Genomic DNA, 14448 nt, shown 5'->3' with positions numbered 1-14448 from the left:
CCGAGGGCACGTCACGCGGTCGGGGCATCCTTCGGTGCGTGCGAGGCGTCGCGGTCGTCGTCGCGCTGACAAAGCGAGAAAACCACGGCGCGCAGGTCTTCGAGTTGATAGGGCTTGGTGATGCACCCGCAAAAGCCGTAGGCCTTGTAATCCGCCATGATCGGATCGTTGGAGTAGCCGCTTGTGACGATGGCGCGCACCCCTGGATCAATCGCGAGCAGCGCCTGCATGGTCTCGTGGCCACCCATGCCACCGGGAACGGTGAGATCGAGGATTACGCCGTCATAGGGACGGCCCTCTTCGCGCGCCGCGCGATAGCGCTCGATGGCCTGCTGCCCGTCTGCCACCGATTCGATCTGGTAGCCGAAGCTTGCCAAGGCCTTGTCGGCAAATCGACGGATCACGGGTTCATCGTCCATGAAAAGGATCTTACCGGTGCCCTGCGGCGGTGTCCCGGTCTTGCCGGGCGTAAGCCCTATCGCTTTTTTCTCGGAGGCCGGCAGGTACAGACAGAAGGTGGCCCCTTGCCCGGGTTCCGATTGGACCGTCATATGGCCGCGGTGTTTTTTTATGATGGCGTAGGATGTGGCAAGGCCAAGCCCCGTGCCTTTGGGTTTGGTGGTAAAGAAGGGGTCGAATACCTTGCCTAAATGGGCCTTCGCTATACCATCGCCCTGATCTGTGATCGCTGTCCGTACATAGTCACCGATCAGGGGTAGACCGTTGTCGGGACCCAGGGTCACGTTCTCCGCAACGACATGAATGGTCCCGCCTTGCGGCATGGCCTGTTGCGCGTTCAGGATCAGGTTATTGATGACTTGGCTCAATTGCCCTTTATCGGCCTCCACCGGCCACAGATCCGCGGCAATAGAGGAGATGACCTGGGTGTTCGAGCCGCGCGCGGCGAAGGCCAGCCATTCCCTCAATACATTTCCCAATGAAAGCGTATTTTCGATCGGTGTGCCGCCGTGTGCAAAAATGAGCAACTGCTGGGAGAGGTCCCGGGCGCGCAGGCCGGCATGCTCGGCTGCCATCAGGCTCTTGAACAACTCGCTGCGGGGATCCAGTGAAAGGCGCGCGAGCCCGATGTTGCCGATAATCGCGGTCAATAGATTATTGAAATCGTGGGCAATGCCGCCGGCCAGGATGCCGACAGATTCCAGTTTGCTCGATTTTGAGAGCTCCATATCTATCTGTTCGCGCTCGGTCACATCGATGCACGAGCCGATATATCCTGTAAGCTTTCCTTCCCACATGAGTGGGATACCGACGTCGAGAATGAGGCGATACTCACCATTGTGCTGGCGCAGGCGATACTTGAGCTCAAAGCGCTTCCTGTCCGCGAAGGCCCGTGCGTAGTGCTCGAGGCAGAGCGCACGATCCTCGGGATGGATGGCGGCCCGCCAATGGCCGTCTTTTGCTTGATCGTCGCCCCCGCTGATAAATGTCTGCCAGCCGGAGTTGAAGTATGTGAGCTGATTGTCGGGGTTGCGCATCCAGATCATGACCGGGACGTTATCGGCGATGGCATGGAAGCGGGCCTCACTCGCGCGCAACGCCTCGTTCGCTTCCATACGGCGCGTCACGTCGCGGATATTCCATTGTATGACCCGGTTTCCCTCTTCTTCGTAGAGATTGCAGACGGCCTCAACCACGCGCCGCTCGCCGTCTTTGGCCCTCACGGGCACGTTGTCGAAGCGGGCGTAGCCTATGGTGCGCAGTTGCGCGAGCATCTCATCGCGGAACGACGCGTCGGGAAAGAGGCCGATATGAGCAAGCTCGCGGCCCACCAGTTCGGCGGGCGTATAGCCCAGTAACCGGGTCATGAGTGGATTGGCGTCGGCGATGCGCCCGCTGTCGGCGTCGAGGATTAATATGCCGTCCTGTGCCGCCTCGAACAGGCGCCGGTACCGGACCTCCGAACGGCGTATCGCCTCGCGCGACGCGAGGTGTTCCGTGACATCCTCAATGGACAGGACGAACATATCGGGGGCGCCGTCGCTCTCGTCTAGGCGCCGGGCATTGAGGCGCATGGTGCGGCGCCCCAGCACCGGAAAGGTATGGACCACCTCAACATCTTCGAGAGGGCGGTCGCGGGGCAGGATCTCGAGCAGGGTGTGCAATTCGGTGATGTCCCACGCCCCGTTGCTCAATTCCCAGATCGAGCGCCCTTCGACCTCGGTGGCAGATAGCTGGAAGGTCTTGTAGAAGGCGTCGTTTGCCGCATGTACGCGGAGCGCGCCGTCTAGTGTCAGGAGTGGCACGCGCGCCGTGCGCAGCATCGCCTGGGCATACGCCAGCGCGCGCTCCGCCTCCAGCATGCTGCGCTTCAAGGCGTCTATGCTCACCAGCACCATGACCGCCCCGTCGATCTTGCGATCGAAGGTCAGGTAGGGTTGGATACGCAACAGGTACCAGCGCCCGTCTTGATCGCGAATCTCGCGCTCGTGCGCTGCGACGGTATCAATCACCGTGGCGGCGAGCTGTGCAAGGTCCGGGCAGTCGAGGTGATGATAGATCCCGGCGATGGACTGGCCGATGTCGGTGGCGACCAGGTTAAAGAGTCGGGCGGCGAGTGGCGTGAAGTTTCGTATGCGTAGATCGCGGGCCAGCACCAGCATGGGGAGATTGACGCTCAACTGCAGGTTGCTTAAGTCGTCATTCAAGTGGCTTAATTCGGTGTTGCGATGGGCCAACTCGCTGTTGATCGTTATCAATTCCTCGTTGGCCGAGTCGACTTCCTCCTGCGAGGTCTCCAGCTGCTCATTGGTGCTTTGCAGCTCCTCGTTCGCCGACTGTATTTCCTCGTTGCTCGCCTGGAGCTCCTCATTCGCGGCCTCATACTGGTCTTGGAGGGCCTCCATGGAGTCGCGCACCTCGACAAGCTCGCGCTCGCAGCGCTGCGCGCGCCGCAGGGTTGTCCTGCGGTCCCTGGCTGCAGGAGCGGGCGCCTCTGTCTCGCGAGCGACCGCCGTATCGCGGCGGGACGCCCCCATAGGTTCAAAAAAGATCAGATAGTGTCGTTCTTTGAGGTTCTTTAGCGGGATGATCTCGATGGTGACGCCAGGCAGGCCCGATCCTTCATCGTCCGTTGGCTGGTAGCGCTTACGGACCACGCCCCCGCCCTTCATGGCCTTCGCGAGGGCAGCGCGCAATGGGACCGCCACATCGGCGTGCGCCATGTGCAGTACGTTAAAGCTCGCTTTGTAACTTGGGGGTTCGAGGTAGGGGCTGGTCGAGCCCCGAAACTGCAGGATATCGCCATCGGCGTTGATCAGCACGCCAGGCGGTGCAAAGTGCTTGACCGTGACGCGATCGGCCTCGCGTTGGGCGTTTAATCCGACAAAAGCGCGTCCGTTGGGCGGGGAGGCGGGCTCGGTCCCGGAGGACAGGCGGCGGGGCGTGACCACAGGAAGAATGAGTCGCGACCCGACGCCGGCCTTTTTGGTATAGATCTTGCGCTTTTTGTCGAATGCCTGGAAAAGTTCGCCGGCCGTTGCTGCCGATTCGGATGTCCCAAGGAGCAGAAAGCCATCGGTTTTGAGGGCATAGTGGAGGGTGGTCAACAGCCGTTTCTGGATAGCGGGCTCCAGATAAATCAGCACATTGCGACAGCTGATGAGATTCATGCGCGCAAACGGCGGGTCGCTTAAGAGGTTGTGGCGCGCGAACACGATCTGCCCCCGCAGCTCTTTGCAGATGCGATAGCCGCCTTCCTCTTCCACGAAAAAGCGCCGCAGCCGTTTGGCTCCGATGTCCTGCACCAGGCTTTCCGGATAGAGCCCGGCGCGCGCCGTGTCGATGCGGCTTGCACTTAAATCGGTCGCAAAGATCTGGAGTTCGCGCGCCATGCCGCCGTGCTGTTCGCCGAACTCCGTGACGGCCATCGCCAGGGAGTAGGCCTCCTGGCCCGTAGAGCAGGCGGGGACCCAGATGCGCAGCGGGTCTTTGCGTCCAGAGGCGAAAAATGTCGGGAAGACGTTCTGCTTCACGACCTCGAAGGCCTCCGGGTCGCGGAAAAATCGCGTGACGCCGATCAGCATGTCGGTCGTGAGTCGCTCGAGCTCCGGGATATTCGTGCGCAGTAGTCGCACATAGTCGGCCGCCTGGGTCATGCCGTGTAAGGCCATACGGCGGCTGATGCGGCGCTCCATGGTGACGGATTTGTAGAGCGAGAAATCCACGCCTGCGTGTTTACGAACGAGCAGATAGATGGCGCTCGTATCTTGTGCCTCGAGGGTGCTGGCGCGCGTCCTTGCGGCCTTTTGGGCGCTTTTGGGGGCGGAGGCCACCGCTCTGTGCGCAGGCGCGGGGGTGGCCGGATCAACAGTTGGCACCGCCACCGGCCGCTCTTGTGCGACGTAGGGGTGGCTTGCGATGCGCGCCAGTTCCTCGGCGATTTCTTTCGGGGCCAATACCAGATCAACGCAGCCGGCGGCGACCGCACTGTGCGGCATCGAGCGAAAGGCGGCGGAATCGTCCTGCGCGAATGTGATACCGCCCTGGGCCTTGATGGCCTCCAGGCCGATGGTCCCGTCGGAGGCGTTGCCGGAGAGGACGATGCCTATGGCGCGTTCCTGGCGATCATGCGCCAAGGATTCCAAGAAGATATCAATGGTACGCACCGCCCCTGACGCGGCCTCGCGCGTCTTTAATACCAATACGCCCCCGGAAATACGCAGGCAGGTATTGGGGGCGATGACGTAGATGTGATTGGCTAAGACGCGTTGTCTGTGCCTAGCCTCGTGGACCGGCATGGAGGTCGTCGCCGACAGCAGCTGGACCAATGCGCTGGGGTGCGCGGGGGCCAGGTGCTGCACGAGCACAAAGCCCATACCGGTGTCCGTCGGGAGATGGGAGAGGAGTTCGGTGAACGCCTCAAGCCCGCCAGCCGACGCCCCTATGCCCACGATCGGAAAGCGTGGACCGGGGAGAGGGCCATGCCCGGGAACCCTTGCAGGCGTTTTCTGAGCTGTCATCGCTGTAACTCTTTATAGGTGGGCCTGGCCTGACCCACGCGGGGACGGATGGACAACAGGACAAGGTGAGATCAGAGCGCTTGTCTAGAAACGGGGCCTTATATCCACGGGCGAAGCTTGACGTGTCCGAGTCTTGTCTCGACCGATAGAAAAACCGTGGGGTGCGGGCCCTCCCGGCCCATCAAAAAATTATACCATACAAAAAATGATGCTACTGGAATAGGAGAAGCTTGTCAAGGATAAGCCTTGTCCAATATGAAATAATGGGATGGTCGCCCCCTCCCTAACCGGCATCAACAGTGCCAAAGTGGAGCGTGTGACGTACCACTGACAGGAAGGAGGCGACAATGAAGGTTACAACGGTAGGAGTGGATCTCGCAAAGGCCGTTTTTGCGGTTCACGGAGTGGATGGCCGGGGCAAGGTGGTGTTCCGGAAGGCCCTTAAGCGAACTCAGGTTCTTACGTTCTTCGCCAACTTGGAGCCCTGCTTGATCGGTATGGAGGCCTGTGGAAGCGCCCATCATTGGGCTCGGCAGCTTACGGCGTTGGGACACACGGTGAAGCTGATGGCTCCGCAGTTCGTAAAGCCCTATGTGCGGACCAACAAGAATGATGCCGCCGACGCCGAGGCGATCTGTGAAGCCGTGTCCCGTCCCAGTATGCGCTTCGTGCCCATCAAAGCCACCGAGAGTCAGGCGGTCCTGGCCCTGCATCGCGCCCGCCAGGGATTCGTCAAAGCGCGCACCGCGCAGGGGAATCAGATCCGCGGATTGCTCGCGGAGTTCGGTCTCGTGATCCCACAAGGCCTGAGCCACATCACAAAGTACATCCCGCGAATCCTGGAAGACGCCGAGAATGACCTGCCCGACACCCTGCGCGCGTTGATCGCACGCCTAACGGCCCACCTGGGTGAGCTGGACCGCCAAGTCCATGAACTCGAGGCCCAGATCCAGGCCTGGCACCGACAGAACGCAGATAGTCAGCGGCTTGCCGCGATCCCCGGCATCGGCCCGATCACGGCCACGGCCCTCGTGGCCTCGATTGGTGATGCGAAGACCTTCGCCAATGGCCGCCAACTCGCCGCTTGGCTTGGGCTCGTGCCCCGGCAGCATTCGAGCGGTGGCAAGCCCACGTTGCTTGGCATCAGCAAGCGCGGAGACGTCTATCTGCGGACACTCCTCATCCATGGTGCCCGTGCGGTGACCCGCGTCCCCGCAGGTAAGGCCCGGACGGACGCCTGGCTGAAGCGGCTACTCGACCGCCGCCACAAGAACGTCGCGGCGGTGGCGCTTGCCAATAAGAATGCGCGTACGGCGTGGGCGCTGCTCGTCCACGGGCGCGATTATCGACCAGACTACACATCATCCTCAACGCCGGTGGCCGCATAGCCGCACCGGCGGAATAAAGACGAGGACCGAGACACGCGGGTTACACCCAGGAGGCTCTCCCAACGGTTGCTTCAGGCAATCATGACGTGATGGCAAGGCAGGTAGGACCGTGAATGGCTCAATCTGACAGACTCATAGCACCTCGAGTGCGTTGAAATGATGAGACGCCATTCAGCAAATTCCATCAGGGACAGAGGCTTTATGCCTCATCAAAAGTCCGGATGTATGGCTGCATACCGTACCTTCTTGACATCGTGAAATGAGGGCTTGGCAAACTGGGGGCGACCATGTATGAGTCTGAAGGATAAGGGCGTTCTAGGATAAGCGTTTTCCAATATGAGATGTGTCGGAAATCAGGCCAGGCTTTGCCTACGAGGGATATGCGGGCCGGGCTGGGCTGCGATAATTGAATCGCCATCGATCAGCTGGCCGGAGTTGGTACCCGACGATGACCGTTTTGGTAGTGGCCTACGCGCACTTGTGATGACGGGGCGCAAAAGGTGCGCCCGATTCCGCTATCCCGCCCTCGCCGCAATCCCTAAGGGCGTTGCGATCTGCGCCCTCATGAAGGCCGGCGGCACCCCCGGTCGATCATTCGAAGACTTGCCCCAACAGCGCCGGGCCCACGGCAGAAGCCGCCATCCTTGTCATGCCTGGGCCATGTCGGATTCACGGCGCGGCCATGATGATTCCGTCGGCCGCGATGTTACGGGGTCCCCAGCTTCCGCATAAAGACGTGCTAGCCGTCGGATACCCACGAGTCGCTCCTATGGCGCGCGGCCTGCGCCTCGACGCCACGTGCCGGGATGTCTGGCGCCGGCAAAAGGTAACATTCGGGGCCGCGAGCCCTAATCAAGGCGGGGCGCCGACGGCGTCGGGGCGCAGGTCGCAGCACAACACTTGCATGGTATCGGCAAGGTCGAAGGAGCACGCCCAGGTCACGCACAGGGTGGCGTCGGGAATCGAGAAATAGGGGCGCGTCAGTTGCGGTTGGCCTGGATGCGCGCAGGCGCGGCGGAAATAGGGACGCGAGAACCAGTCGGCGCCCGCGGTGTCGGCGAGCGGGACGTAGCGGGGGTCGGCATCGGTGGCGCGCGGTTGCGGCATGTAGGGCGGCCCGGCCTGACGCCCGTCGGCGTCGACGATATAGGCGCGCAGCAGGCGCGGTTCGCCGCGAAGCGCCAGGCGAGCCTCGCTCCACGGGGTGCCGGCGGCAAGCCGATGGATGACCGCCACAAAGGCCTCATCCCAGTACTCGCGAGGTGCGAGTGGCATCGTCAGATGCCGGCGGATACGTGCATGCAGGGCCGGGAGCCCATCGGGCTCATCGGTGGCGGGGGTCGGCTGCGGATCGCCGAACGCAAAGCCCTGGATCAGATCGACGTTGCTGTCGACGGCGATCAGGGCCTGGTCTTCGGTCTCAACCCCCTCCATGATGACGAGTGCCCCGATCTCGTGCAGGAGTGCCACCAGGTGCGGGAGGAGATTGCGCACCCGCCGATAGTCGAGGGCCTGACGGATAAGCGAGCGGTCGAGCTTCACGAACTCCGGCGACAGGTGCCAGAGGCGATCGAAATTCGAATGGCCGGACCCGAAGTCGTCTATGGCGGTCAAGCATCCACGGCTCCGGAAATACGCAACGGCCTCGGTCAGGCGGCTGGAGCGGGCTATGGCGCCCTCGAGGATCTCTATTACGAGCCTGTGCCCTTCGATCGCGAAATGGCGCAGCAGGCGACCGACGAAGGGACTGTGATCGTTACGCGCATTGATGGACCGGGCATCGACATTCAGGAAAAGCCAGGTCGCTTGCGGTGCGCTACGCAGATAGTTCTGGATATGGAGGAATCGGCTCAGGCGGTCGATGTGGACGACCTCGTGCGTCGAGCGTAGGGCGGCGAATACTGCAAGTGGCGAGAGTGGGCCGCCATTTCGGCGCCGCGCGCGCAACAGGGCCTCGTGGGCCACCGGGCGGCGATGGGCGACACTGACGATGGGCTGAAAGGCGCTGCCCAGTATGAGATCATGGTGGTGGGCGACATAGCACTCGCCATCCCGCGTGATCAGGGCCTCGAGGGCCGCAAGCTCCGATCGCAGAAGGTCGTCTGCGTCATTGGCAAGACCGAGGCCTGGCATTATCCTGTTCCGTCATAGTCGGTGATCCGTGGCCCACCATGGGTGCCTGCCCGACAGGCGCCCATGGTGGGACATACGGTCACTATCCTTCCCGTGCATGACTCTATTATGACGCCACAGATCGCTGCCGCGCGCGTGTTTGGCGTGCTAGTGGTTCCAGGGCTGCAACATGAAGGTCTGGTATTCGACGGCCTCCATGTCGCGATCGAGCCACACCAGACCTACGAGCACCGAGATGAGCAGCGATAGCGAGAAGCCATACCCGTAGAAATACAGGCCAAGGCGGGTACTCAGGATCGAGAGTCCGAGGTTTAGTACCAGAAAGATCGCCGTGAGCCTCACTACGCGCGCACGGCGGTCGAGGTAGAAGAAGATGTTGAGGATGCCCATGAGCGCCACCTGTAGGCTTGCGCCAACCACGTCGATCTTGAAAAGCGGCACATAGAGGAGCGAGATGCCAAGGGCTTTCAGGACCGCGGGTCCGACCACGAACGCCAGAATGGTGGTGAGCGACTGGAGCTTGATGATGTCGAAGATACCGGTCTTGGCACTCGTTACCATGCCGTTGCGCATATTACGGATATACGAGAGGCTCGTGCCCTGGCGCACGCCTTCGTAGAAGCGGTCGTAGTAGTCGACGAAATCGGTCTCGACACGCATGAGAAATACCGCCATGCCGGGAATGATGGCAAGATAGGCGAGAAAGATCGGGAGGTCGTATATGGCCGATGCGCGCAGCGGGCCGATCACGGGCTGGCTGGTGTCGGGCGTGAACCAGAATACGAACTTGTCGGCCCATATCGCGGCGTTATAGAAAAATCCGCAGGCGAGCAGCGAGGGGTACATGCGTCGGGGCCTCAGGAAATCGAAGGCCAAAAAACTCGGCGATGGGTAGTCTCGGTAGACGGCGGCGAGCAGTCCGGCAAACAGCAGGCACTGACCTAGCAGAAAGGCGAACAACAGACCGACAAGGCCGTAGGGCCGCATCAGGAGTCCCATGCCGAGCGTGATGCCATAGGCGATACCAAAGCTTGCCACGATGGCGCGGTAATGCTTGAGGCCCGTGAGCATGACCGCTACCACCCATATGCCGGTGAGCAGGCTAAAGAGCGCGGTCATGAGCAGCCGATAGACAAGCCCCGTCCCGGAAAACAAAAAGAGCGCAGCCAACGCCGCCAACGCAAAGGCGCTGCCCATGGCCACCACCAAAAGGCCGTTCAGGTTGGGCAGGACACGATCGTGCTCGTGATCGAAGATCCGGTCGGCGACATAACGCGTGAAGGCGAGCTGCCAGATGCCACAGAAAATGAGGCTGGTCGCGATCAAGTAGGTGACCGAGGTCTGGAACTCGCTAATGAGGCGCGGGGGAAAGACGTGGTTTGCGCTAAGGAAACCGAGGAATATGACACCCAGGATGGAAATGACCCATGGGCCTGCGCCTATGATGCCCGCGTAAGAGTAGGCGCGCACAATGCCAAGATAGTCGTTGTGGCGCATGAGCTTGCGCAGCGCAAAACCTATGCCGGCCATGGGCAGTCCTCCTCATGGCGGCAGCGGTGCCTCGCGGCAAGGGCGGCTTGCAGGCCGCAACGGTGTGTGTCAGGCATCGTGGGCCTCTTGGTAAAGCGTGCGATACTGTTGATACATGCGCACGTCGGTGTAGTGGGTCTCGACGCGGGCGATGGCGGCGGCCTGCGCGGCGCGCCAGCGCGCGGTGTCGGTAAGTAAGGCGGTGGCGGCGTGCGCCAGGGCGAGCGGGTCGGCGATGCCGGTGATGTCTCCGGCCGCTCCCAGGTCGTCGTGTTCGCCGCCGAATATCAGGCGGCGACAGGCGCCGACGTCGGTGCACACCGCCGGCACGCCGGCGGCGAAACCCTCCAGGAGCACGAGCGGTAGGCCTTCGCTGATCGAGCTCAAGATCAGCAGATGGACCTGCGGCAGGATGTCTGTGACCGGTTGGAAGCCCTTGAAGCGGACATGTCCGGAGAGATCGAGGTTATCTATGAGGGCGCGGCATTCGGCCACGTAGGACGGGTCCTCGTCCTCAGGGCCGACGATCCAGCCTTGTGCTTGGGGGATCTCGGCGATCACCGCACGCATCGCGCGTATGAAGGTCTTGATGTCCTTGATCGGCGTGACGCGTCCAAGCAGGCATAAGACGGGTGCGGTGAACGACGAATCGGGGCGTGGCACGCGCAGCGCCGCAAACGGCGCGATCGGCACGCCGTTTGGAATGATGAGGGTCTGGGCCGCGTCGGCGCCGTCGGCGATCTGGCGGGCCTGGGCTGCCGGGTACAGGGCCACGACCCGCCCGGCGGCCTCGTAGCAGGCACGTCCGAGCGACTCGAAAAACGCGATCCAGAGCTCGCGCAGATAGCTGATCTCGCTCGGATCGCGTTCCAGACGGCTGCGCCGGTCCGCGACCCACGCGGCATTGAGCAGATCTATGCGCCGCTCCTTGGTGTAGATGCCATGCTCGCTCAAGATGAGCGGCCGGCCGGTATGCCAATGCAGGAGCGCGCCGAGCAGTCCTGCGTAACCGGTGGACACCGCGTGATAGCAGCGCGCCGGCACGAGCTCGCGGGCGACCGCCGCGAGCCGCCAGATTGGCAGGTGCATATTGCGCACCGTCCAGAAATAATCGACGAAGGACGGGTCCGTGCAGCGCTGCTCATACGTTTCAGCGATGTATGCGAAGCTATCTTCGCCGTACAGGAATTCCGTGAGTGGCACGCGCCCGTGGCCATCGGCATAAAAGGACAGGTCGCGTAGGGCCTCGGGAAAAAACGGCCTGTCCTTTTGGCGCAAGCGGGTGTGCAGGTCGCGCAGGCAGGCGGGGGTCCCCGGTATGCGCCGCGGGGTCTTGGGGGGCGGCGCGTCGCCTCCGGCGAACAGGTAATGGGCCTCGAGGTGGACGAGATTCGTAGGAAGCCTGTATTTCACGGGGCCGTAGTCCTCCGGGCGGCTCCCCAGGAAGACGATCCCGAAACGGTACTCGGGCAGGCCTTGCATCAGCTGATTGACCCACGACGAGACACCCCCGCTCACATACGGGAAGGTGCCCTCGAGCAACAACATGATGTCGACCGAGGTGGCGGTCGGAAACGGGGTAGTCATGGGGTGGCGCTCCAGAACCGGGCCACCGGTCCTATGGTGGGGAGATCGAGCAGCGACGGGTAGCTCTTGGCCATATCTTTAAGTGCGGCATAGTCGCCCACCCGAAAGCGGGTCTCGGCGAGATAGGGCAGGACTTGTCCGGGTGCCGCATTCAGGTCCAAGGCCCGCTCGCAATGGGTGCGCGCGGCCAGATGGTGGCCCTCGAGCATGGCGATGCGGCCCATGAGGACATGCAATGTCGCGTCCTCGGGGCGATGCTGCAGGGCGACTAGCGCGTGGGTCTGGGCACGTTGGATGGCATGCAGGCGCAGGTGGTCCCGCGACAGGTCCTGGTAGAGGAGTTCCCAGTAGAGGAACGCCAGACGTTTCTCCAGGGCGCTGCCGTCAACGTCGGGGCCCAGGGACCGGCGTAACGAGAGGGTCTCGTTGATGGTCTGCGCGAGATCCCCTTCACGCTGGTCGAGCAACCCATAGGCGAGCAGCCGCAGATCCTCCTCGGGGTGGCGTAGGGCGGCGCGTACCAGCGGCGCGGTCTGGCGCGAGAGCCTGGGATCGAGGGCCAGCAGGGCGCGCACGCCGCGCGTGATGCCGGCATCCCGGGCGCGCAATACCGCCCACGCGCCACCGGCCCCCATGTGGGGTTGCCGGCCGCGCATCTCGCTGCCGAACGCCGGCAGCCCCAGGGTCTCGGGTTCGGGCGCCGATATGCGACTGTTCAGACGCGCTATACCCACGGTCAGAAGCAGGGCAATCGGCACGCCGGCGACCGGTACGGTGGCCATAAGGATCGCGCACAGCCACGAGCCGCGCTGTCCGCGATAGGCCTTGGGCAGCAGGCGCGCCATGGGGACGGCGAGCACGAGCGCGAGGATGCCGTTGGCGGCCAGCGCGTAGGCCAGCAAAAGCCGCGCGGGCAGTCCGCGAAACGGGCGCGCGACGCCCGCAAGCGAGGCGTGGGACAGAAGGTAGGATGTGAGCTCAACTGCCATCGTCGACCCCTGCGGCGGTGCGCAATATCGGGAGTGGGTCGCCGCCTGTGATCTCGTGGATGGATACCGAAAAGGTCGCCTCCGTCTTCGCCAATCCAAACTTCTCGTCGAGGCGTGCCTGCAGGCGTTGGACATAACCCTCGGCCACCGAGCGTTTGCCAAACGGCAGCAGTGTGATCAACCGGCCGACCGGAGGCGCTATGACGCGCCAGTTGTCGTCGAGGCCGCGCGCAAGCGCCGCAAGGTCATCCAATATCGTCTCGCGCAAGGAGTCGTCGGCAACCGTAATGGCGGTGGTGACGAGACTGCTCGTGAGATTCAGGTCGCGCGCACACCGCGCGAGCTTGACGGTCTCGGCGGCGAACCGGGGCGGGCATTGCGGCAGGCTTTGCAGCATGTCCTGGGCGGTACGCGCGGCCTTTGCGTCATCGGCGACATAGGCCAGCAGGACGCTTACGGTGAGGAGGTTCTCGTCTTGCAGGAACAGGAAGGGCATGGTCGCGACCACGAGTACGCCGAGCAGGGTGTCGTCGGAGGTGAGCATAGGGGCTGCGACCAGGTAGGCGCTGTGCTGCCCCTCTTTCAGGGAATTGGCCGCCCAGTAGGCGGTACGGCGTTTCTCGCAACAGCGCTTGACCAGGATGTCATCGCGATCCAGGACGAACGCCTCGCCGATGTGGGCGCGCGGTTGGGGTTCTATGACATCCCCGGAGACCGCATATAGGGCCGCTTGTTCGAAGCCGCCATGGTAGGCGGTCAGGTGCAGCAGGCGCGCGGCGAGTTCGCTCGTGAGGGCGCCCCCGCGGGTAGCGAGTTCGTGGCGGAGTTCGCGCAGGGAGTCACGCAGCGTGACGGGCTTGCCGATGAGGGTCTGTTCGAGCCGGTCATGCGACAGTCGGGTCATATGGAGTGTGCGCGTCAACCCCTCCAGTTGTTGCGCGGCATAGGTGCTCATCTGTTCGGAGCGGCGCAGGCGCAGGATCCACAGGGAGCCATATTCCCCGGCGAGCAGCGTCAGCATGATGCCACCCAGGAACTGCCCTTGTGGAAGGCGATGGATAGACAAAGCGGGCAGCCCGAGGCGGGCGCCGACGAACGACAGGACCAGGATCGCAAGTGATAGCACTGCCGGGGCGAGCCCGTAGCGCAGGGCCACCAGTACCGGCGCGAACCACAGCCAGGGGAACGTGGCATTCACAAGAAACGGATCGCGGGGGCTTACCGCAAACGCCACCGCGATCGCGATCACCGGGATCGCGACGGCCTCCACCCAGGTCCGTGCCTGGGGCGAGGGCGCAAGGTGTGTGCGCACGTTCACGAGAGCAGCCTTCGGATCATGGCGTTCAAGGTATCCTCGGCGAGCACGCCCACGCTCTCGCGCGGCCCGCCGCTGCGGCTTGCGGTGGCCGTCCACACGATGCGCCCGCTCTTCACGTTCACGAGGTCCATGGTGACCGCGACCGCCGGTTGTCCGTCCAGGCCGATGGTGTAGCGCCACTCCTGGACCGCGCCCTCGACCACATAGCGATCACCCATGGTGCGGGCCTTACGCAGTAAGGTTGCAGGATCGGGCTCGAGACCCAGGGGCAGGCGATTATGGTGATCGACGGTCATGGTACTTGCGTGCGCCAGGCCATGGGCCAGCAGCAGACTGGCGGTCATGGATGCGGCGCGCGAGCCTGCCCCGGGCGTGGTCGTGTAGTTGGCGAATGGGGCCACGGCGATGGCAGCGCTGTGCGCAAGCCGTGGGGCGCGGCTTGCTTGGAGTGCGGTACTCGCACAGCCCGACAGCAGGATACCTGTGGTGATACCAAAGACGCGCTTTATCAGGGTCATGAGGGT

The 14448-nt window shown here is 63.0% G+C and carries 8 protein-coding genes; 1 reads left to right on the top strand and 7 read right to left on the bottom strand.

Going from position 1 to position 14448, the window contains the following annotated elements:
- Window positions 1–11: 11 nt before the first annotated feature.
- A complete protein-coding gene (locus C4900_RS10635) occupies window positions 12–4979 on the bottom strand; it encodes a chemotaxis protein CheB (RefSeq protein ID WP_114283066.1) in 4968 nt (1655 codons plus the stop codon).
- Window positions 4980–5326: 347 nt separating this feature from the next.
- Here C4900_RS10635 and C4900_RS10630 point away from each other — a divergent pair, with 347 nt between their 5' ends.
- On the top strand, window positions 5327–6367 hold the full coding sequence (locus C4900_RS10630) for an IS110 family RNA-guided transposase (RefSeq protein WP_114282111.1): 1041 nt from the start codon (window positions 5327–5329) through the stop codon (window positions 6365–6367).
- Window positions 6368–7219: 852 nt separating this feature from the next.
- Here the strand turns inward: C4900_RS10630 and C4900_RS10625 are convergent.
- The 6 genes from C4900_RS10625 to C4900_RS10600 form a co-directional block, all read right to left on the bottom strand.
- Window positions 7220–8500 (bottom strand): EAL domain-containing protein, encoded by a 1281-nt coding sequence (locus C4900_RS10625; protein ID WP_083995949.1) that lies wholly within the window; start codon window positions 8498–8500, stop codon window positions 7220–7222.
- 147 nt (window positions 8501–8647) lie between these two features.
- Window positions 8648–10030 carry an exopolysaccharide Pel transporter PelG gene (gene pelG / locus C4900_RS10620; RefSeq protein ID WP_065971169.1) on the bottom strand — a complete coding sequence of 461 codons (1383 nt, stop codon included), beginning with the start codon at window positions 10028–10030 and terminating at the stop codon, window positions 8648–8650.
- Between the two features lie 69 nt (window positions 10031–10099).
- Window positions 10100–11617: a GT4 family glycosyltransferase PelF gene (pelF, locus tag C4900_RS10615; protein ID WP_065971168.1), complete on the bottom strand. Its 1518-nt coding sequence runs from the start codon at window positions 11615–11617 to the stop codon at window positions 10100–10102.
- The gene (locus C4900_RS10610; protein ID WP_065971167.1) at window positions 11614–12606 is read right to left on the bottom strand and encodes a tetratricopeptide repeat protein; all 993 of its coding nucleotides are present in this window, start codon (window positions 12604–12606) and stop codon (window positions 11614–11616) included. The genes pelF and C4900_RS10610 overlap by 4 nt, the downstream gene beginning before the upstream one ends.
- Window positions 12596–13924, bottom strand: coding sequence for a PelD GGDEF domain-containing protein (locus C4900_RS10605; protein ID WP_065971165.1), 1329 nt, complete (start codon window positions 13922–13924; stop codon window positions 12596–12598). Before C4900_RS10605 ends, C4900_RS10610 begins: the two co-directional genes overlap by 11 nt.
- Window positions 13921–14442, bottom strand: a complete 522-nt coding sequence (locus C4900_RS10600; RefSeq protein ID WP_065971162.1) for a hypothetical protein — start codon at window positions 14440–14442, stop codon at window positions 13921–13923. Before C4900_RS10600 ends, C4900_RS10605 begins: the two co-directional genes overlap by 4 nt.
- Between the last annotated feature and the right edge of the window lie 6 nt (window positions 14443–14448).

This window comes from Acidiferrobacter thiooxydans (assembly GCF_003333315.1).
Lineage (GTDB): Bacteria > Pseudomonadota > Gammaproteobacteria > Acidiferrobacterales > Acidiferrobacteraceae > Acidiferrobacter > Acidiferrobacter thiooxydans.
The sequence above is the reverse complement of the archived record's forward strand: the minus strand, read 5'-3'. Positions and strand labels throughout refer to the sequence as shown.

Bases quoted from the DNA above. Each gene is read 5' to 3' on its own strand.
- C4900_RS10635 (WP_114283066.1), bottom strand. From the start codon at position 4,979: ATGACAGCTCAGAAAACGCCTGCAAGGGTTCCCGGGCATGGCCCTCTC.
- C4900_RS10630 (WP_114282111.1), top strand. From the start codon at position 5,327: ATGAAGGTTACAACGGTAGGAGTGGATCTCGCAAAGGCCGTTTTTGCG.
- C4900_RS10625 (WP_083995949.1), bottom strand. From the start codon at position 8,500: ATGCCAGGCCTCGGTCTTGCCAATGACGCAGACGACCTTCTGCGATCG.
- pelG (WP_065971169.1), bottom strand. From the start codon at position 10,030: ATGGCCGGCATAGGTTTTGCGCTGCGCAAGCTCATGCGCCACAACGAC.
- pelF (WP_065971168.1), bottom strand. From the start codon at position 11,617: ATGACTACCCCGTTTCCGACCGCCACCTCGGTCGACATCATGTTGTTG.
- C4900_RS10610 (WP_065971167.1), bottom strand. From the start codon at position 12,606: ATGGCAGTTGAGCTCACATCCTACCTTCTGTCCCACGCCTCGCTTGCG.
- C4900_RS10600 (WP_065971162.1), bottom strand. From the start codon at position 14,442: ATGACCCTGATAAAGCGCGTCTTTGGTATCACCACAGGTATCCTGCTG.